Origin of the sequence: Flavobacterium indicum GPTSA100-9 = DSM 17447 (assembly GCF_000455605.1) — a bacterium.
Lineage (GTDB): Bacteria > Bacteroidota > Bacteroidia > Flavobacteriales > Flavobacteriaceae > Flavobacterium > Flavobacterium indicum.
On the sequence record NC_017025.1, the window covers coordinates 1,835,269 to 1,856,420 of the forward strand.

A 21,152-nucleotide genomic window follows, 5' to 3' on the forward strand; every position below is an offset into this window, starting at 1 on the left:
TAAAATTTACACTAATTTCCAAATTGTTTCCTCTGGAGTTGGCGCAATAAATTCTAAGTTTTCTTTGGTAACTGGATGAATAAGATTTAGTTTTCGAGCATGAAGATGGATTCCCCCGTCCGCGTTGCTTCTATCAAACCCATATTTTAAATCTCCTTTAATTGGACAACCTATTGCTGCTAATTGCGCTCTAATTTGATGATGTCTCCCGGTATGTAAATCTACTTCTAAGGCATAATAATTATCTAATTTCTTGATAATCTTGTATGCTAAGCTTGCTTTTTTACTCTCTGGCACTTCATTTACGTGCGCTTTTGAAGTATTATTTTTGGGATTTCTTTTGATGTAATGAATTAATATATCCTCCGTTTGTGGGGGTTGATTTTTAACAATGGCCCAATAGGTTTTTTGTGTTTCTCTATTTTTAAAAGTTTCGTTTAAACGTGTTAATGCTTTTGACGTTTTGGCGAAAACTACAATACCTGTTGTAGGTCGGTCTAAACGATGTATAACGCCTAAAAAAACAGCACCAGGTTTGTTGTACTTCTCTTTGATATACGCTTTTACAATATCCGATAAGGGAACATCACCTGTTTTATCACCTTGTACAAGATCGCCCACGCGTTTATTAATAACTATAATATGATTATCCTCAAATAAAACTTGAAGATTATCTTTATTTGAAACTAATTTCATTTAGATTATTTAGACAATTTAGATGTTTAGATTTATTATACATTAAACATCATTTAATTTTAATGTAGAACGAAATCGTGAAATCATTTTTATTATTTCATTCAATTCATTCGTTAATTCGACAACTTTATCTTCATTTAAAAATCCTAAATCATTGGAAATTAACAATTGTGTTTCAACTTCATATGCAGAACCAATTGCAATTTCTAAAAATCTTGAAAAATCTTTATTTGAACTTCTTGAAGACCCTTCTGCTATATTTGATGCAATTGAAACCGACGCACGTCTTAACTGATTTGTCAAACCAAATTTTTCTTCTAGTGGAAAAATTGCTGTTTCTGAATATATTTTAGAACAATACAACCTACTTTTTTTCCAAATTTCAAGTTCTTTAAATTTATGCATTTATTTCTTAAAAATTATATTTACTATATAAAATCTAATCAGTCTAAAAATCTATTATATCCAATTAATATTGTTCGTTTGCATTTGGAAAATCTTTCGATTTAACATCTGCAGCATATTGTCCGATTGCCTTTGTCATATCTTCAAATAAATTCATGTAACGACGCAAAAAACGTGGACTAAACTCGTGTGTCATACCTACCATATCATGCAAAACCAATACTTGTCCATCAACACCACCACCTGCTCCAATACCTATAACAGGAATTGAAATACTTTCGGCCACTCGTTGTGCTAATTTTGCCGGAATTTTTTCTAAAACCAAAGCAAAACAACCCAATTTTTCTAATAATTGAGCGTCTTCAATTAATTTTTCGGCTTCAGCCTCTTCTTTTGCTCGAACGGTATAAGTACCAAATTTATAAATCGATTGCGGCGTTAATCCTAAATGTCCCATAACAGGAATACCAGCTTGAAGAATTTTCTTGATTGATTCTTTAATTTCTTTTCCGCCTTCTAATTTAACGGCATGTCCCCCACTTTCTTTCATCACTCGAATAGCCGATCGAAGCGCTTCTTTAGAATCCGATTGGTAACTACCAAATGGTAAATCTACCACTACCAAAGCTCTTTCTGCTGCACGCACCACTGAAGAGGCATGATAAATCATTTGGTCTAATGTTATAGGCAAAGTAGTTTCATGTCCGGCCATTACATTACTCGCAGAATCGCCCACTAAAATTACGTCAACACCTGCTGTATCAACAATTTTAGCCATAGTATAATCGTAAGCCGTTAACATTGATATTTTTTCCCCTTTGGCTTTCATATCAATTAATGACTTGGTGGTAACTCTTTTATAATCGCTTTTTGCTACAGACATAATAATTTATTTTCTATATAGATGTAAAAGTCTTATGAAAATTTAAATCTAAATAATTTGAACTACAAAAGTACTAAAGTTATTTTCTTGTAACAATTTTTATTTAACATCTACTTATAATCAAAGCAAATTGAATATGAAAAAAATTATTTACTTCGTTATTTTTAGTTTTTCCTTATTTAGTAACGCGCAAGAAGCGGAGGCTAAAAAGGTAGTAGCAACTTTTTTTGAAGGATTTCATTCCAGAGATACACTAAAAATAAAATCGGTTTGTCATGAAAAAATGCTTTTACAGTCTATTGCTGAAAGCAAAAAAGGAACCAAATTCAGTGAAGAATCAGCTAAAGAATTCATTCAATCCTTTGCTAAGTTCCCAAAAGAGTTACAGTTTGAAGAACGCCTTTTAGACTACAAAATTCAAATTGATGGAGCCATGGCTCATGTTTGGACACCTTATGAATTTTATGTCAATGGCAGTTTTAGTCATTCTGGTGTCAACTCATTTACTTTATTTTTTGAAAATAATCAATGGAAAATTGTACATTTGATTGATACGAGAAGAAAGAAATAGTGAAATCAAAACTCTTTTACCTAATTTTTTTTACACCTGTACTGCTTTTTGGACAAGACAGTATCTCTAAAGTTGCAATTAATTTTTCTGGATACATTGATTCCTATTATTCATATGATTTTGACCAACCAGAGACGAATTACAAACAACCTTTTCAATACAATTACAACAGACAAAACAGTTTTAATTTAAATATTGCTTTGTTAAGAGCCAATATTAGCTATGAGAATGTGTATGCAAAATTATCCGTTCATGCGGGTACTTATGTAGAAGATAATTATGCTACAGAATCCATAAAATATATAAACGAAGCTTGTGTTGGAGTGTTTTTAGATAAAAATAAAAAAACGTCACTTGAAGCGGGTATCTTACCCAGTTATATTGGATTTGAATCCGCTACAACCCACAGTAATCTGACTTTAACACGTTCTATTTTGGCGGAAAACTCTCCCTATTACATGACTGGTGTTAAATTAAATCATCAACTCAACAATCAATGGAGTATTGCAGGTTTAATAACTAACGGCTGGCAGCATATTGAAAAAGTAGCTGCTTCTATTCCACCAGCATTTGGAACGCAAATTGTATACAAACCTAATGAAAACAATCTTTTAAATTGGAGTACCTTCATAGGAAAAGAGTATTATGGAACCGATTTAGGCTTTCGCTATTTCAGTAATTTCTATTGGGACAGCAAATGGCATCCTAAGTGGCATGCTGTTATCGGATTTGATTATGGATTACAAGATGTAGCTCCCAATGGTACAAAATTAGTCAATTGGTTTAGTCCTGTACTAATTAACCAATACTCAATTCATTCTAAATGGCAAATAACACATCGGATTGAATATTATCAAGACACTCAAAATGTACTACTTACAAGCTATAACTTACCCTTTAAGACTATTGGTAATTCAATAAATTTTGATTTTCTAGTAAATTCAAAATTTAAATTGAGAACGGAAGGTAAATGGTACCACGCTACCCAAAATATTTTTGATGAAAATACACAAAAAGATAATTTTTCTGTAACTTCGACTTTGAGTTTTGAATTCTAACTATGATTGCTAAAATAGCCCTATTTAAACGTTACATCCGACAATTATTTGACCTAAAATCTTCTCAGGAAGCTGAAGAAAAAACCTATCTTGAAATTAAAGAAGGGGTTGAATTTAGAGGTAAAAATTTATGGCTTTTAGCATTTGCTATTTTAATTGCCTGTATTGGTTTGAATATTAATTCAAAAAGTGCCGTTATTGGTGCCATGATACTTTCGCCTGTAATGGGACCTATTTTTGGTATTGGTTTTTCAGTAGGAACCGCTGATGTTGTCTTATTCAAAAACAGTTTGCAAAATGCCCTTAAAATTATCATTGTTAGTGTTTTCTTTTCTACTTTATATTATGTAGTTAATCCCTATTCTATAGAAACGGAAGAACTAATTAGTTTTTCTAAACCTACTTTTTTCGATGTATTATTAGCCTTTATTGGCGGTTTAGCTGCTATGCTTGCTATTTCAAGAGAAAGTGGCACACAAGTTATTATTGCTGTGGCTGTGGCAACATCTTGTATTCCACCGTTATGTACAGCAGGATTTGGTATTGCCAATTGGAATATAGAATATTTACTAGGCGGTCTGTATACCTATTCCATCAATTCTATTTTTATTGGTTTAGGAACCTTAATGATGACTAAATATTTAAAATTTAAACAACAGTCTGACAGATCCATTAAAAGTGTCAACGGATGGTTTGTGGTTCTAGGTTTACTTACCCTACTTCCAGCGCTTTACTTTGCCTATGAATTAGCCATTCAAAATATGTTTCAATACCGTGTAGAACGAGTGATAAACGATAAAATTGAGCCGCATTTTCATGTTATTAATTATTCTATTGATTCAAAAAATAAAATAATTGAACTGGATGTTTCAACAACTTCATTCAACGGCAGTATAGATGCCCAAATAACCCAATATTTTATGCAAAACAACCTCAAATGTCATGATGTTGTTGTTCATCAAAACATAGAAGAAAATCTCGACTTGGTAAAAGAAATCAAGAAATTACAAGTAGAAATCAAACAATTGAAAAAGTCAAAAAATTAACAATCTGCTAATCCAACGGCAACCGCTAACCCTCCTTCAGATGTTTCTTTGTATTTGTTATTCATATCTTTTGCCGTTTCCCACATGGTATTTACCACTTTATCTAGAGGTACTTTAGCGTTTTTAGCATCGGTCTCTAAGGCCAATTCCGCCGCATTAATCGCTTTAATTGCGCCCATAGTATTTCTTTCAATACAAGGTACTTGAACTAATCCACCAATAGGATCACATGTTAAACCTAAATGATGTTCCATAGCAATTTCTGCCGCCATTAAAACTTGTTCTGGTGTTCCGCCCATCAATTCACATAAAGCACCAGCAGCCATTGCACTTGAAACTCCAATTTCAGCCTGACAACCACCCATAGCCGCAGAAATAGTTGCCCCTTTTTTAAAGATACTGCCAATTTCACCAGCCACCATCAAAAATTGTTTAATTTGATTCTCGTTTGCTTCGTGGTTTTCAATGACCATATAATACATTAGCACCGCAGGAATTACCCCTGCACTTCCGTTTGTAGGCGCCGTAACCACACGACCTAAAGACGCATTTACTTCATTCACAGCCAATGCAAAACAAGAAACCCATTTCAAAATTTGTCTAAATTTCACTTCCGTCTGACGAATAATTTGCAACCAAGAATAGGGGTTATCATAAGGCAACACCCCTATCAAATTTTTATGCATATCATAAGCACGACGTCTTACATTTAAACCTCCTGGCAACGTTCCTTCAGTATGACAACCAATGTACATACATTCCAACATAGTATCCCAAATACGAAGTAATTCGTTATGAATTTCTTCTTCAGAACGCATCGATTTTTCATTTTCAAAAACGATTTCTGAAATCTTTTTGTTTTCTTTTTGGCAATATTCCAATAGTTCTGTAGCTTTATCTATAGGAAAAGGAAAAGCACATTTAATTTGACTTTTGTTAGAATCCTCTTCTTCCTTAACAACAAATCCACCACCAATAGAATAAAAAGTAGAAGTATATTCAACCTTATCGGTATAGGCTGTAAAAGTTAATCCATTGGCATGAAAAGGTAAAAAATTACGATTGAATACGATGTCTGTATTTACATGAAACGGAATTAAAATTTCGTTTCCAAGGAAGATTTCGTTTTTATTATTTATAGCCGAAATAATCACATCGATACTTTCTACTGGAATGTACTCTGGATCAGCACCGCTTAAACCAAGCATTACTGCTAAATCGGTAGCGTGTCCTTTTCCAGTCAATGATAAAGAACCATATAAATCAACCTTAACACGATTGATATTATCCATTAAATTTTTGCTTCTAACTTCTGCTAAAAATTTTTCTGCAGCACGCCAAGGTCCTAAAGTGTGTGAACTTGAAGGTCCAACCCCTATTTTTAACATATCAAAAACTGAAATACATTCCATATACTAAATCGTTAGAGTAGCAAAGGTAAAATTTAGAATTTAGAATTCAGAATTTAGATGTGGAATTTTTAAGTGTAGAATGGAGAAATTTGTGAAAAAACAAAAAAACAACTTACTAAAACTGAAATTAATTCTTTCCAATTATTGCAATGAATAAATTTTATTTTCTTTAACAATCATAGTTTTTTTTACTTTCAATTGTTATACTGTTTCGGAAATAATAGAATACTTAAAACACAAAAAAAGGAACAAATTCAACACTGAACCTGTTCCTTCTAATATGATTATAAACTGTGGTATTTTTACTTCGCTCTTAAATCAATTAATACCAACGTTTTTTGTTTTTCTTAGACGCATCGGACTTTTTGGAATTAGAAGCTTTTTTAGCATTGCTTGTTCCTGCTGGTTTTTGTCCAGTATTTTGTTTTTTGGGATTTCTTCTATCGTTTTGCTTGGCTGTTTTTTCTTCTTCTGTATATTCTCTAAATGGAAAGGGATTGTCTTTAACTACTTTAATTTGTTGACGCGTTAATTTTTCGATGTCCTTCCAATAAGTAACTTCATCTTTTCCACAAAAAGAAATGGCCAATCCTTCGTTTCCTGCTCTACCTGTTCTTCCAATACGGTGAACGTACGTTTCAGGCACATTGGGAATATCAAAATTAATCACGTAGGGTAACAAATCAATATCGATCCCTCGAGCAGCAATATCTGTGGCAACTAAAACCGATATTTTTTTATTTTTAAATTCATCCAACACACGTAAACGAGCCGTCTGCGATTTATCCCCATGTATCGCTTCAGCTGTAATTTCATTCTTTTTTAATGCTTTAACCACATTATCTGCACTGTGTTTAGTTCGAACAAAAACCAACACATTCGATATTTTTTCCTCTTGAAGTAAATGAATCAACAGTTTTCGTTTATCTTCTTTTTGAACCATATAAACTTTCTGGTTCACTTTTTCAGCCGTACTTGAAACTGGAGTAACTGAAACAAATTTTGGTTTTTTCAAAAACTGATCGGCTAATTCCCGAATAGCAGCAGGCATGGTTGCAGAAAACAATAGTGTCTGACGGTTATCTGGAGTAAGTTTAATTATTTTCTTTACATCATTTATAAAACCCATGTCTAACATTTGATCTGCTTCGTCGATTACCAAATGATGCAAATGATTTAAATCAATAAATCCTTGTTTGTGTAAATCCAATAATCGTCCTGGTGTAGCAATCAAAATATCTACTCCTTCTTTTATTTTATTTACTTGGGGTACCTGATTGACACCACCATATATCACCATAGCTTTTGTATTCATGTAACGACCATAAGTGTCAAAGCTATCTAAAATTTGATGAGCCAATTCACGCGTTGGTGCAAGAACCAAGGTTCTAATGACTTTTCGTTTATTCTTTGATCCAACAATTGGATGCAAATAATTTAAAATAGGAATCGCAAATGCAGCGGTTTTACCTGTACCAGTTTGTGCACAACCCACCAAGTCATGTTCTTCTAATATGATAGGAATTGCTTGTTGTTGAATGGGTGTAGGCGCTACATAGTTTTCTTCTTTTAATACTTCTGTAATATTGCGATGTAATTTTAAATCTTCGAATGTCATATTTTAATTTTGTTGAGCAAAGATAATCTATTTTTACTAGATGTGCATTTTTAACAAAAGATTGACATCGTCTACCCTAACTTTATTGGTAAATTAATAGCTATCTTTGCAAAAAAATAGCGATGCAATTCAACAAATATTTCGTTTACGCCTTACTTTCATTTATTATATGGGGATTTTTCAGTTTAGCGTTAAAACCTTTACATGAATATGCTTCGCTTGATATTTTATTTTACAGGGTATTTTTTTCGACTACTTTACTTCTGGTATTAAATTTTACACTTAGAAAAGATATAGTTTTAAACAGTTGGCAAGCTTATCTTTCCTTCACTAAAAAAGAAAAAAAACAGTTTTTAACCTTAACAATTGGAGGAGGCTTTTTATTGGTATTGAACTGGTTTTTATTTATGTATGCCGTAAATCATGTCAGTTTACAATCGGCTTCTTTTGCCTATTTAATTTGTCCAATTATTACGACCGTACTTGCTTTTTTCTTATTAAAAGAACGCTTAAAAAATTGGCAATGGGTTGCTGTTTTATTGTGTATAATCAGTTGTGCTATATTATCTTATGGTCATGTAAAAGATTTAATTTACAGTCTAATCATTGCCGTTTCATTTGCATTATACTTAATATCGCAACGTAAAAATGGTAATTTTGACAAGTTCATCATACTGACTATTCAATTGGTAATTGCATCTATTGTTTTATTGCCTTTTTATCCTGTATACGGTGGACCAATTCCTACTGAAACTTTGTTTTATACTATGATGAGTTTAATTGTGGTTTTGTTTACCATCATTCCATTGTATTTAAATTTATTTGCTTTAAAAGGGATGAATTCTTCTGCTGTGGGTATTTTGATGTATACCAATCCATTGATTCATTTCTTTTTAGCCTTATTTTATTTTAAAGAAGAAGTGCAAATTTCTCAATTGGTAGCTTATAGTTTAATTGCATTATCTATTGTTGTATTCAATTTTAGAAAGAGAAGTAATGTTTAACTACAACCACATTCATTTTTTCATTTTTTCTATTCTATTTATAACCGAAGTTGCTATTGCCTTATTTATTCATGACCAATTTATTAGACCCTATTTAGGTGATTATTTGGTTGTTTTTTTACTATATTATTTTACGGCAAGTTTTGTAAAAACAAAGCCAACCTATATCATTATTGGAATTCTGCTTTTCTCCTATTTAATCGAAATACTTCAATATTTGAATATTGTTGATTATTTTCAAATTAAAAATAAAATACTTCGAATAGTAATAGGAAACACTTTTTCTTATGAAGATTTGATTATTTATACTTTGGCCGGAATTTCGTTGTATTTAATTAAATCTCGCTGTCATAAAAAATAAAAAATGTCAGTTTGTCAGTTATTTTTAAAACTAATTTATTAAAATATGACAATTTAAAGTTTTTTTTCACTTGGCACAACTATTGACTATATCGAATCGTGCATCGCACAGTTCACTCCTAGAGGAACTATCAAAAAAGAATTAAAAGGAGAAAATATTATGAGTAAAATTATTGGAATTGACTTAGGTACAACCAACTCATGTGTGGCAGTAATGGAAGGTGGAGAACCAGTAGTAATTGCCAACGCAGAAGGAAAACGTACAACACCATCAGTAATCGCATTTGTTGAAGGTGGAGAAATTAAAGTAGGTGATCCTGCAAAAAGACAAGCAGTAACCAACCCTACAAAAACTATTGCTTCAATTAAACGTTTCATGGGTAACAAATACTCTGAAAGCGCGAAAGAAGCATCAACTGTTGCCTATAAAGTGGTAAAAGGTGACAACGATACACCAAGAGTAGATATCGATGGTCGTTTGTATACACCACAAGAATTATCAGCAATGACACTTCAAAAAATGAAGAAAACTGCTGAAGATTATTTAGGAACTACAGTAACACAAGCCGTTATTACTGTTCCGGCTTATTTTAATGACGCACAACGTCAGGCTACTAAAGAAGCAGGACAAATTGCAGGTTTAGAAGTAATGCGTATAATTAACGAACCTACAGCTGCTGCATTAGCTTATGGATTAGACAAAGCTGGTAAAGATCAAAAAATCGCAGTTTATGACTTAGGTGGTGGTACATTTGATATCTCTATCTTAGAATTAGGAGACGGTGTATTTGAAGTATTATCAACTAACGGGGATACACACTTAGGAGGTGATGATTTTGACCAAGTGATAATTGATTGGTTGGCAAATGAATTCAATGCTGCTGAAGGTGTAGATTTACGTAAAGACCCAATGGCTTTACAACGTTTAAAAGAAGCTGCTGAAAAAGCTAAAATTGAGTTATCTTCTTCTGCTCAAACAGAAATTAACTTACCTTATGTAACAGCTACTGCTTCAGGTCCTAAACACTTAGTACAAACGTTAACTCGTTCTAAGTTTGAGCAATTAGCGCACGAATTAGTAAAACGTTCTATGGACCCTGTGGCTAAAGCATTAAAAGATGCTGGATTATCAACTTCAGATATTGATGAAGTAATCTTAGTGGGTGGTTCAACACGTATTCCTGTAATTCAGGAAGAAGTTGAGAAATTCTTTGGAAAAAAACCATCAAAAGGAGTTAACCCTGATGAAGTAGTTGCTATTGGAGCTGCCATTCAAGGAGGTGTTTTAACAGGAGATGTAAAAGATGTATTATTATTAGACGTAACGCCTTTATCTTTAGGAATTGAAACTATGGGTGGTGTTATGACTAAATTAATCGAAGCTAATACAACGATTCCTACTAAAAAATCACAAGTATTCTCAACAGCTGCAGATAACCAGCCATCAGTAGAAATTCACGTGTTACAAGGAGAAAGACCTATGGCAAACGATAACAAAACAATTGGACGTTTCCATTTAGACGGTATTCCACCAGCACAAAGAGGAGTTCCTCAAATTGAAGTTACTTTTGATATTGACGCTAACGGAATCATTAAAGTTTCGGCAACAGATAAAGGTACTGGAAAATCTCATGACATTAGAATTGAAGCTTCTTCTGGATTAACACAAGAAGAAATTGAAAAAATGAGAAAAGAAGCTGAGATGAATGCTGAAGCAGATAAAGCCGCTATGGAAAAAGCTTCTAAATTAAATGAAGCGGATAGCATGATTTTCCAAACTGAAAAACAATTATCTGAATTTGGTGATAAATTATCAGAAGGTAATAAATCAAATATATCTGCTGCTTTAGAAGAATTGAAAAAAGCTTACGAAACAAAAGATGTGGCAACAATTCAACCAGCATTGGATAAAATCAATGAAGCTTGGAAAGCTGCATCTGAAGAAATGTATAAAGCACAAGCTGAAGGACAAGGTGCTCCTCAAGCAGAACCAACAAATGAAAGTGGAGACACTACACAAGATGTTGATTTTGAGGAAGTAAAATAATATATCACAAAATATATTTCAAAAAACCGAGTTAAATTTTTTAACTCGGTTTTTTATTTTAAAATAATTTGTATATTGAGAAACCAATTTACAACTATAAAAGATATGAAAAACCTAGTAATTGCATTACTAATTGCATTAGTCTCTACTACAACTTTTGCACAAAAAGGAAAAACAGCTACTAGTTCTTCCTCTTTAGCTTCATTTGAAAATTTAAAAGCAGAAATAATATCTGAAGGGGGAAAACAAAAATTAGCTATAATTATTGATAATGCAGGAAAAAAAGAAAATGTAATTCTTAAAGAGTTAACTACAAAAGATAAAGCCCAACAACCCACTAATTTTAAAATCTCAAGTTTTACAGTGTCTGGTGTTAAATTGTATCATTTTACGTATACAGAAAACATTAAAACAGAAACCAAATTAAAAAAAGAGAATGCGTTAGTTACAACTAATGAAATTTGGGATTTTTCATCTACTAAAGTAAAAATATTAGGTAACATTCAAACAGTATCTAACATCAAAGAAATTAAACAATTAGGAAAATCTGCTGCTACAGAAACTGTTGAAAAAACAAGAAGAGAAGGTTTTGAATTTACATTAACTAAAGATTACGAGGTACATTTATCAACAAAAAATCAATTAAATAAATATAAATTCAACCCTCAAACTAGAAGATACGACCCTAAAAAATAAAACTTCATACTTAATTTTGAAAAAAGAGTAGCAAGTAATTGTTGCTCTTTTTTTTATGCATGCATAGTATTTTTTTTTATATTTGAGAAAATATTTAGAAAAATGAAAAAAGCTACTTTAACTGAACTATTACAGATAAAACATCCTATAATAATGGCTCCTATGTTTTTAGTTTCCAATACGAAAATGGTTATTGAAGGCATGAAGAATGGCGTTGCTGGTTGTATACCTGCCTTAAATTATAGAACAATTGAAGAACTTCAAATGGCTATTAAGGAATTAAAAGCGGCAAAAGTTGAGGGTGGCAGTTATGGATTTAATCTAATTGTAAACAAATCAAACATAAAATACAAAGAGCAATTACGTGTTCTTTGTGAGGAAAAAGTAGATTTCATCATTACTTCACTTGGAAGTCCAGAAGAGACCATTAAAGAAGCTCATAAACATGGTGTAAAAGTTTTTTGTGATGTGACCGACTTAAATTTTGCTAAAAAAGTAGAAAGTTGTGGTGCTGATGCATTAATTGCAGTAAACAATCAGGCTGGCGGGCACAGAGGGGAGATCGATCCAGAGCAATTAATTAAAATGTTAAATGAAGGTACTTCCCTACCTGTTATTTCAGCAGGTGGTGTTGGAAACAAAGCCGATATAGATAAAATGTTAAATTTTGGAGCTATTGGTGTTTCAGTAGGAAGTCCGTTTATTGCTTCGGAGGAATCTGGTGTCTCTAAAGAATACAAACAAGCTTGTGTAGATTATGGAGCAAAAGATATTGTCGTAACCGAACGCATTTCTGGCACTCCATGTACTGTGATTAACACTCCCTATGTTCAAAAAGTTGGGACGAAACAACCTTGGATTGAACGCATTCTAAACAAGAATAAGAAATTAAAAAAATGGGTTAAAATGTTTCGCTTTTATGTTGGTATGAAAGCCACTGAAAAAGCCGCTACAGAAGTGACCTATAAAACGGTGTGGGTGGCCGGACCCAGTATTGAAACGACCCATGCAATAGAACCGATAGCAGAAATTATAAAAAAATTCATTTAAAATATTCTTACTTATAACTATTCATTATATTTAGCCAAATTAGTTATAATGGAATTTTTAATTTATTTTATTGTATTAGCCTTATTAGCAGAAATAATTGGAACGGTTGGTGGATTTGGTTCTTCCATGTTGTTTATTCCAATAGCTAGTTATTTTCTTGATTTTCATGTAGTTTTAGGCATAACGGCTATTTATCATGTTTCGAGTAATTTGTCAAAAATATATTTTTTCAAAGAAGGATTTGATAAAAAATTACTTTTAGAAGTAGGTATTCCCTCCGTTCTTTTTGTGTTGATTGGTGCCTTTTTAAGCAAATTTGTTTCTGGCAAAACCTTAGAATTTATTTTAGCCATTTTCCTCATTCTACTGAGTGTTTTGCTCTTAATTTTCAAAAATTTCATCATAAAACCTACAACATCAAATTCAGTTATTGGTGGAGCTTTATCTGGATTTATTGCTGGATTATTGGGGACGGGTGGTGCAATTCGCGGAATTGTATTAAGTTCATATAGTTTAAAACCTAATTTATTTATCGCTACCTCAGCAATGATCGATTTAGGAATTGATGTAAGCCGAAGTATCGTTTATACCTCAAATGGATTTTTACAAAAAAAATACATATATCTCATCCCAATTTTAATAGTTATCAGTATTGTTGGGACGTATATTGGAAAAAGAATTGTCAATTTACTAACTGAAAAGCAATTTAAAACGACTGTCCTCTTTTTAATTTTAGCGACCGGAATTTTTACATTAATTAAAAGTTTTAATTCTTAGTAAATTTACTTTTTTTAAAATTTTTAGAATAAATAATTTTTCCTTTATCCGTTATAATTAAGGCACAATACTCAGGATTTAATTCTAGTAATTTTAGTCCTTCCTCCACGCCCAACACCATAATAGAAGTACTGTACCCATTGGCTATTTCAGCACTTGGACCAAAAACCGTGGCACTACAAATACCGGTCGAAGGATACCCTGTTTTGGGATTGATAATATGTGAATAACGCTGTCCGTTTATTTCGGCAAATTTCTCATAATTCCCTGAAGTAGTAACGGCATAGCGCTTTAATTTTACGATTTTTACAAAATCTTCTGTTTCAAATGGATTCGTAATTCCGATAGTCCAATACGAATGATCGACTTGTTTTCCCCAAGTTGTTAAATCGCCCGAAGCATTTATGATTCCGGCTTTAACTCCTTTTAATTCAAGTAATTTTCTGGCTTGATCTGCTGCATACCCTTTCCCTATTGAACCAAAACCAATTTTCATACCCGTTTTTTTCAAAAAAAGAGTTGAATTAATAGTATCAATCTCTATGTTTCTGTAATCTACTTTTTCAACAGACTTTTGTATTGCTTCTTCAGAAGGCAAAGCTGTCATTGTTCCGTCAAATTTCCAAATTTTATCCATAGCAACAATGCTAATATCAAAAGCCCCTTGCGTAATAGTTGAAAAATGCAGAGCCGATTGAGTCAATCGAAGCACTTCTTGGTCTACTTTAACTGGTTTAATTCCAGCATTTCGATTCACTTCTGAAATTTGTGTTTGTGGTCGCCATTCCGAAATTAAATTCTCAATTCGTTCAATCTCAGCAATTGCTTCATCAATATAATTTTCAGCACTTAATGAATCATTTGCAACAATAGTTATATCAAAACGACTTCCCATTAAAGTCACTGCGCGATGTCGTTGTACTTGTGCATTTACAGTAACAGAAAGTAACAACAAAAGAAATGAGAAATACTTCATTAGTAACAATCGGTTAAAATTTGTCCCTTTTTTAAATAGAAATCAAAATTATGTTTTGTTCTCACTTCACAAATTTTCTTCAATTCCTCAAGTACATCATTTTGCATTGCAATTGAGCCACAAATCATGACAGTTCCTCCATTTTGTAGGGAAGTTGCAATTGTATTAGCTTCTTTTGCAACTAAGTGAGTAACGTAACACGAATTTCCTTCACGAGATAAGGCTAAATGAAACTGACTTAAATAACCAAAAGAAATATAATCTCTTGCTTTAGCTTTAAACTCCGAAACTAAAGCGGTTTCTTTTCTATACCCAATAAATAAATGAATTGGTATTTTTTTGCTATTAGAATGAATCAAACCTAAAAAAGGGGCAATTCCTGTTCCGTTTCCAATTAATATCAGTTCCTTATTTACAGGTGGATGAAACGTTTTATTTTCAATGATTCGTGCTTTAAAAACAGAACCGATATTTAAATCATACATAAATCCTGACCCCAATCCCTTTTCGTGTAACTTAATTACTAGTTGAATGTTTTCATCAACTTTCCCAATAGAATACAAGCGTTCTTTACCTTCATTTCCTGGATAAATGGCTAATAAATCTCCCGATTGAAACTTAAGTTTCTTTTTCGGTTTTAAACTCAAAACATATGTTTGACAATCATCTAAAATGGTTGTTTTAGCAATAACACTAAATTCTTGTAATTCCTTAGGTTGATTGATATAGAGTGCTGGGGTGGTACTTATTTCCGATTGATTTATTGCATTATAAGCTTTTATCCAAGAAATAAAATCAGCAACTGATTTATCGTTTATGGTATGTAATTCAACTAACGTTTCATTCCAAGATTGTTGTTTTACAAGCTTTTCCACTTTTTTGGCAAATCCACAAAAATCGGGATAATTGGTAGAACCAAATCCAACAACACACGTTTGGACTTTATTATTAAAAGTCGTTTTTTGAATTAATTTTTCAAAATTAGAAGCATTTGAAGGCGCTTCACCTAAACCGTGGGTAGCTGTAAAAATTACAATTTGTTCCGCTTTTGGAAAATGGTTCAATTGATTCATTTCGGTCAAGAATACTTTTTTACCTGATTGAATTAACTGTGTAAAAAAAGCATTGGCAAATCCGAGTGTACTTCCATTTTCTGAACCAACAAGAATAATTATCGTACTTTCTTCCGCTTTAAACGTATTCTTAATTTTGTTCTTCATTCTTTTGAATGACAAAGCAAAACCTGTATAAATAAAAATCAAAATACTGATGGAAGCAATTCCTAAAACTACAGCCCAAATGGCACTACTTCTACCCGTATGCAAATCTAAACTTAAAATCTCTAAAAGTACCGTTTTTGGATAAGTAACTTCACTTAAAATTGTTCCATCGAATTGATTTACTAAAATTTCTTTAGTAGTTAATTTGACTTTATAAAATTCTTCAACATCGTCTGTAAATGGAAACTCAATTTTTTGAACCTCACTAAGTTTAATGGATTGAAACGATTTAAAACTTTTAATTTCTTGTTGCTCGGGTGCTTCTTTTGGAAAGCTTAATTCTTGGTGATTGATTTTAAATTCATCGAACCATTTAAAACGATTTAAAGACAAATACGTTCCAGAAATGGCAATGATAAAGATTGGAACCAACATCCATCTTCCTGTAAAGACATGAATAAATTGATTCCAACCTTCATTAGGAATTGTGGCAAAGAACCGTTTAATTCCATGTTGACGTTGCACCACTAAGAAAAAACCAGATATAGCAATTAATAGTAATAAAAATGCGTTTATCCCGATAAAAATTCGACCGGTATCATGTAAAAACAAGGAGCGATGCAGGGACGTGACCCATTGAATAAATTCACTTTCTTTTTCTGGTTTCCCAATCACTTTACCAGTGTTTGGATTGACAATAGCCACAATTTCATCCCCATTTTCATCTAAACCTTTCACAATTACAAATTGGTTATGAGTAACTTGTAATTCAGAAATTTCTAAAAATGAATCCTTTACAACAGGAATAACATCAGAAAGTGTTAATTCTTCAAAATTTTCCACTTTATAAGTCGGTAATTTCTGCCCTACTGCATCGGTGGCTAGAATTATTCCTGTACCAGCTGCCAATACTAAAAATAGAGAAGAAACTACTGCCAATGTAAAGTGTGCGTAGCGCCAAATGGATAATGTCATGAATCCGACTTACATTTTACTTAATTTCACAAATCGAATATATCCTTTCCCTTCCGCTTTTTCTGCTAAACCTTCAGTTGTTAAAGGAATTTCAACATCCGTAACGTGGTATTTTTGGTTTTCCACGGCCGACTCAAATCGGATTTTATAACCAGCATTTAGTTTACTATCATCAATTTCTAAAACCGTAACACTTCTATCACCACCTGCCACTGAAGCACCTGTTTTAGCATCAACTTTCTTCTTTTTATTGTAGAATTTATACCATTCTTTAATGTCTTTGTACCATTTTTTATCATCACCCATAACATACAACGTTTTTTCATATTGCCCTTTCGGATTGATTAATGATACTACTATATAAGCTCCTTCTCCCACATAATTTGACATTTGCAACATGCATTTGTATTTTGATGTTTGTGCTATGGCTTGGTTTGCAAATAGACCAAGAACTAGTACTAGTACTGTGTATTTTATATATTTTTTCATGTTATTTTAAAAAGTCGATATTAATTTGATTTTTAGTTAAAACTTCATTCGCTTTGGCTAAATCATAAGCTGTTTCATCGAATTCTGTTTTTAATGTTTTATCCGCATTTAAAGTTAGTAAGTATTTTAAAACACTATCATCTTTGGCAATCATCGCCGCTTTTTGTAAAGCCGTTAATCCTTCTGCATTTTTAGCATTGATATCAATTCCAAAACCTTCTAATTTTTTGATCAAATTTAAGTCATTTTTAATAACTGCAATATGATACAAAGTCGAACCATCTTGTTGTGGAACTTGTACTGCAATACCTTTTGCTTTTAACAAATTCATTTTATCAAGAAAATCATCATTACCCCCTCTTGGAGTTCGATAATTTTGAACTAAATGATACGCTAAATTATGATTTTCTTTATCTTCAATTGAAATAGAAGCTCCTTTATTTATTAATTCATTTATTACCTCAACTGAACTCGATTTAACCGCTTGAGTCAAAGCCGATTCGCCTTTAGCATTTACAGTATTTACTTTTGCTCCTAAATCAAGTAACAATTTAATTAAAGAAATATCTCTTCCAGATGCTGCATTCATCAAAGCTGTATTTCCATCATTATCAGCACTATTTACATTCACTCCTTTAGAAATAAAATACAAAACGATATCCGATTGATTTTCCTTTTTAGCTAATATATGTAAAACTGATTCTCCGTTTTTTGACAATTTTGTTGGTTTAATTTTTAATTCATCCACCAAATATTGATATACTTCAATAGTATTAGCCGTTCTTCTTGATGCTTCTGCAGCATTAATTAAAGAAATAGGTGTAAATTTTACTCCTTTAGAAAGTAATGTACGTAAATTAGAAACATTACCTGATCGAGCAGCATAATCAAAAACTGTATTCCCCTCTGCATCAACATCTTTTAACGAAAGCCCTTTAGTCACCAAATAATTAGTTAAACTTAAATCTTTATCATTTGCAATAGCCAACATTAACAAAGTTGCATTGTTTTTATATTTTTTCTTCGGATCTAATCCCGATTTGAAAAATAAATCATATAGTGCTGTGTTGTTTTGTCCTCCATTCGCAGCAAATACAAGCGGTGTTGCATCATGAGAATCTTCTAAATTTATATTTGCTCCTTTTTGAATTAAATACTCTACCAATTCAACATTTCCTTTACTAGCAGCCCAGTGTAAATAGATACGACCATCATGCGTAATCTTATTTACATCATTATCATTTTGATCTAATAAAAATTTAATTACCTCATTTGAAGCATTGTTATTAATTGCCAAAACTGTTGGGTCAAAAGCCGAAGGATTAAGCTCGGCAGGATTATTTCCCTTTTCAATTTCTGCTTTAACTGAAGCCACATCCGGATTTTTTTTCCAAAATCCTTGATCCAATAAAGTATTCCCTTTTTGAGCAGAAAGCAAACCTGTAACCACTAAAGAAAGTACCAAAGTTATATTTTTCATTATTACGTTATTTTTATTTATATTAATTCTAAACAAGAGCAAAGGTATTAATAAAAATGACCTGATAAAATGATTTAAGATTTTTTTTTATAAAAAAAGTAATAAAAGAATAAGAAATTTTACGATTTAAATTATAGGTATAATAGAATATAATCTTAAATTTGAAGATATGAATCTAGAATGAATTTAAAATCATATGATTACAATAGACAATTATTTAGATACGCATTACATACATAGAAGTAATTGGTTGCGTGCAGCAGTTTTAGGCGCAAATGATGGAATCATTTCAATATCAAGTTTAGCCATTGGAGTTGCAGCAGCAAGTTCAACAAGAGAACCAATTGTATTAGCTGCAGTTGCTGGTTTGGTTGCTGGTGCATTGTCTATGGCTGCAGGTGAATATGTATCGGTAAGTTCACAAACAGACACTGAGAAGGCTGATATTGCAAGAGAAAAACAAGAGTTAATTGAAAATCCAGAAGGCGAATTGCAAATTTTAGCCCAAATCTATGAACGAAGGGGATTAAAAAAAGAAACAGCGTTACAAGTCGCACAAGAATTAACAGCACACGATGCATTAGGCGCACATATTCGAGATGAACTCGGACTTAATGAAATTTCACAAGCCAATCCCATTCAGGCAGCTCTTGCTTCGGGAGCAGCATTTACTGTTGGAGGCTTATTACCAATGTTAGTTACTTTATTTGCTCCGGTTAAACAAATGGAATATTTTCTTTATGGTTTTACCATTTTATCATTAATTGTGTTAGGAGGTGTTTCAGCAAAAACTGGAGGGGCAAGTATTTCCAAAGCCATTTTAAGAGTTACAATTTGGGGCACTTTGGCTATGGGATTATCTGCCTTTGTGGGGTATTTATTTGGTGTAAAAGTGTAGTGTATTTTAATCGCTTTTGCTTCTATTAATTCGTATTATGCATACAACTATTTTAATTTCAGCATTTATAGTTTGCTTCATTTTTATGTTGGTGGCCCTTTATTTTTATAATAAGTGGCAACAGGCAGAACTACGAAAAAAAAATATGGAAGAAAATTTCAACCGTTTAGAAAACAATATCAATACATTAAAACTTCAAAATTTAGAGTCGCGTTTAAATCCTCATTTATTTAAAAATACCTTAAATTCCATACAGTCACATGCGTACCAAACGTATTATGCCTTAGATAAAATGTCAAATGTTTTGGATTATATTTTATATGAAAGTCATAATAAATTGGTAACTCCCAAACATGAAATTGAATTCGCATTGAATTTAATAGAGATTTATAAAATTAAAATAAGTCCGTTGTTTGAATTAAAAGTAAAAACTAAAATTGACGAACAAGATTCGCTCTACCATCAGGAAATACTTGCGCCTTTAATTACCATTGATTTAATTGAAAATGCATTTAAACATGCTGATTTACAAAGTCCGGATGCTTTTATTTCAATCACTTTTGAATATAAAAACAACCAATTATCTTTGTCGGTCGCCAATAAAATTTCGGCCAAAACTCCTTTTAAAAAAGAGAAAAGCGGTATTGGTTCTGAAACTCTGGAACAACGTCTAAAAATCATTTATCCCAATTGTTTTAAATTGGATCGGTACATTGAAAACGATAATTATATTGCCCAACTAAAAATAGATTTACTTGAATACAAAACTAAAATGCTTGCTTCTTGATGATGAAATTCCGGGATTAACTTACCTAAAAATGCTTTGTGAGCAAATTTCAGATGTTGAAGTTGTAAAAGCATTTAATAATCCGGAGTTATTTTTAAAAGAGAGTTCTTCTCTCGATTTTGATTTCTGTATAATGGATATTGAAATGCCTACAATGAATGGGCTTCAAGTAGCTAATCTTTTACATGGAAAACCGGTGATTTTCACAACTGCTTATAAAGAATATGCAGCAGAAGCTTTTGATTTAAATGCGATTGACTATGTTCAAAAACCCATAAAAAGAGAACGTTTAGAACAGGCCATTGAAAAAGCTAAACTAAGATTAGGAACTCCTAAAGAAGAAAAAAACTTTGTTCAATTGAACACCGATAAAGGCAAATCATTACTCTTTTTCGATGCAATTGATTACATAAAAATAGCAGAGGTTGATAGTCGTAATAAAATAGCATTTCTTAAAGATGGTATACAATTGACATTAAAAAATATTACTTTTGACAAATTATTGGAAATACTACCTTCTTCTAACTTTATTAGAGTAAATAAAAGAGAATTAATTTCAATAAAAATAGTACATGTTTTCACTTTTGATGAAATAACTTCGAACTTAAAAAATCAGAAAGGCGATCTTATCCGATTTCAATTGAGTGAGGCCTACAAACACGATTTTTTAAATAAGATCAATACCTAAAAAATTTCATTACAAA

At 32.0% G+C, this 21,152-nt stretch carries 21 protein-coding genes; 12 read left to right on the forward strand and 9 right to left on the reverse strand.

Translation table 11 applies throughout. The features are described 5' to 3' along the window. Positions 1-6: 6 nt before the first annotated feature. The 3 genes from KQS_RS08490 to panB all read right to left on the reverse strand — a co-directional run bounded on the left by KQS_RS08490 (position 7) and on the right by panB (position 1,984). Positions 7-696 carry an RluA family pseudouridine synthase gene (locus KQS_RS08490; RefSeq protein ID WP_014388775.1) on the reverse strand — a complete coding sequence of 230 codons (690 nt, stop codon included), beginning with the start codon at positions 694-696 and terminating at the stop codon, positions 7-9. Positions 697-738: 42 nt separating this feature from the next. Next, positions 739-1,101, reverse strand: a complete 363-nt coding sequence (locus KQS_RS08495) for a four helix bundle protein (RefSeq protein ID WP_014388776.1) — start codon at positions 1,099-1,101, stop codon at positions 739-741. A 64-nt stretch (positions 1,102-1,165) separates the two neighbouring features. Continuing rightward, a complete protein-coding gene (gene panB, locus KQS_RS08500; RefSeq protein ID WP_014388777.1) occupies positions 1,166-1,984 on the reverse strand; it encodes a 3-methyl-2-oxobutanoate hydroxymethyltransferase in 819 nt (272 codons plus the stop codon). A 136-nt stretch (positions 1,985-2,120) separates the two neighbouring features. Between panB and KQS_RS08505 the strand changes: the two genes are divergently transcribed. From KQS_RS08505 to KQS_RS08515, 3 genes are read left to right on the forward strand one after another with little or no spacing between them, the layout of a single operon-like run. Further along, positions 2,121-2,555: a nuclear transport factor 2 family protein gene (locus KQS_RS08505; protein ID WP_014388778.1), complete on the forward strand. Its 435-nt coding sequence runs from the start codon at positions 2,121-2,123 to the stop codon at positions 2,553-2,555. Further along, complete coding sequence (locus tag KQS_RS08510) at positions 2,555-3,613, forward strand: outer membrane beta-barrel protein (protein ID WP_014388779.1); 1,059 nt, start codon at positions 2,555-2,557, stop codon at positions 3,611-3,613. The genes KQS_RS08505 and KQS_RS08510 overlap by 1 nt, the downstream gene beginning before the upstream one ends. 2 nt (positions 3,614-3,615) lie before the next feature. Next, positions 3,616-4,659, forward strand: coding sequence for a DUF389 domain-containing protein (locus tag KQS_RS08515; protein WP_014388780.1), 1,044 nt, complete (start codon positions 3,616-3,618; stop codon positions 4,657-4,659). Here KQS_RS08515 and KQS_RS08520 read toward each other — a convergent pair. Further along, positions 4,656-6,071, reverse strand: coding sequence for an L-serine ammonia-lyase (locus KQS_RS08520; protein WP_014388781.1), 1,416 nt, complete (start codon positions 6,069-6,071; stop codon positions 4,656-4,658). The genes KQS_RS08515 and KQS_RS08520 overlap by 4 nt on opposite strands. Before the next feature lie 322 nt (positions 6,072-6,393). Next, complete coding sequence (locus tag KQS_RS08525; RefSeq protein ID WP_014388782.1) at positions 6,394-7,689, reverse strand: DEAD/DEAH box helicase; 1,296 nt, start codon at positions 7,687-7,689, stop codon at positions 6,394-6,396. A gap of 122 nt (positions 7,690-7,811) precedes the next feature. On the opposite strand from KQS_RS08525, the gene KQS_RS08530 reads away from it, so the two are divergent. The 6 genes from KQS_RS08530 to KQS_RS08555 all read left to right on the forward strand — a co-directional run bounded on the left by KQS_RS08530 (position 7,812) and on the right by KQS_RS08555 (position 13,623). Further along, positions 7,812-8,693, forward strand: coding sequence for an EamA family transporter (locus KQS_RS08530; protein ID WP_014388783.1), 882 nt, complete (start codon positions 7,812-7,814; stop codon positions 8,691-8,693). Next, a complete protein-coding gene (locus KQS_RS08535; RefSeq protein ID WP_014388784.1) occupies positions 8,686-9,054 on the forward strand; it encodes a ribosomal maturation YjgA family protein in 369 nt (122 codons plus the stop codon). The genes KQS_RS08530 and KQS_RS08535 overlap by 8 nt, the downstream gene beginning before the upstream one ends. A 159-nt stretch (positions 9,055-9,213) precedes the next feature. After that, positions 9,214-11,100, forward strand: a complete 1,887-nt coding sequence (dnaK, locus tag KQS_RS08540) for a molecular chaperone DnaK (RefSeq protein WP_014388785.1) — start codon at positions 9,214-9,216, stop codon at positions 11,098-11,100. Between the two features lie 105 nt (positions 11,101-11,205). Beyond that, complete coding sequence (locus tag KQS_RS08545; protein WP_014388786.1) at positions 11,206-11,796, forward strand: hypothetical protein; 591 nt, start codon at positions 11,206-11,208, stop codon at positions 11,794-11,796. A 102-nt stretch (positions 11,797-11,898) separates the two neighbouring features. After that, positions 11,899-12,846, forward strand: a complete 948-nt coding sequence (locus tag KQS_RS08550; protein WP_014388787.1) for an NAD(P)H-dependent flavin oxidoreductase — start codon at positions 11,899-11,901, stop codon at positions 12,844-12,846. Positions 12,847-12,894: 48 nt separating this feature from the next. Continuing rightward, positions 12,895-13,623, forward strand: coding sequence for a sulfite exporter TauE/SafE family protein (locus KQS_RS08555; protein WP_014388788.1), 729 nt, complete (start codon positions 12,895-12,897; stop codon positions 13,621-13,623). Here the strand turns inward: KQS_RS08555 and KQS_RS08560 are convergent. From KQS_RS08560 to KQS_RS08575, 4 genes are read right to left on the reverse strand one after another with little or no spacing between them, the layout of a single operon-like run. Beyond that, the gene (locus KQS_RS08560; protein WP_014388789.1) at positions 13,613-14,599 is read right to left on the reverse strand and encodes an FAD:protein FMN transferase; all 987 of its coding nucleotides are present in this window, start codon (positions 14,597-14,599) and stop codon (positions 13,613-13,615) included. The genes KQS_RS08555 and KQS_RS08560 overlap by 11 nt on opposite strands. Beyond that, entirely contained in the window at positions 14,599-16,794 is a 2,196-nt protein-coding gene (locus KQS_RS08565; RefSeq protein ID WP_014388790.1) for a PepSY domain-containing protein, read from the reverse strand. Before KQS_RS08565 ends, KQS_RS08560 begins: the two co-directional genes overlap by 1 nt. Positions 16,795-16,803: 9 nt before the next feature. Then, positions 16,804-17,283 (reverse strand): DUF2271 domain-containing protein, encoded by a 480-nt coding sequence (locus KQS_RS08570; RefSeq protein WP_014388791.1) that lies wholly within the window; start codon positions 17,281-17,283, stop codon positions 16,804-16,806. A 1-nt stretch (position 17,284) separates the two neighbouring features. Then, positions 17,285-18,763, reverse strand: a complete 1,479-nt coding sequence (locus KQS_RS08575; protein WP_014388792.1) for an ankyrin repeat domain-containing protein — start codon at positions 18,761-18,763, stop codon at positions 17,285-17,287. Between the two features lie 196 nt (positions 18,764-18,959). Between KQS_RS08575 and KQS_RS08580 the strand changes: the two genes are divergently transcribed. The 3 genes from KQS_RS08580 (at position 18,960) to KQS_RS08590 (ending at position 21,136) form a co-directional block, all read left to right on the forward strand. Continuing rightward, a complete protein-coding gene (locus KQS_RS08580; RefSeq protein ID WP_014388793.1) occupies positions 18,960-19,661 on the forward strand; it encodes a VIT1/CCC1 transporter family protein in 702 nt (233 codons plus the stop codon). Between the two features lie 145 nt (positions 19,662-19,806). Next, positions 19,807-20,448: a sensor histidine kinase gene (locus tag KQS_RS08585; RefSeq protein WP_242400759.1), complete on the forward strand. Its 642-nt coding sequence runs from the start codon at positions 19,807-19,809 to the stop codon at positions 20,446-20,448. Continuing rightward, positions 20,417-21,136, forward strand: coding sequence for a LytR/AlgR family response regulator transcription factor (locus KQS_RS08590; RefSeq protein WP_014388795.1), 720 nt, complete (start codon positions 20,417-20,419; stop codon positions 21,134-21,136). The genes KQS_RS08585 and KQS_RS08590 overlap by 32 nt, the downstream gene beginning before the upstream one ends. Positions 21,137-21,152 lie beyond the last annotated feature (16 nt).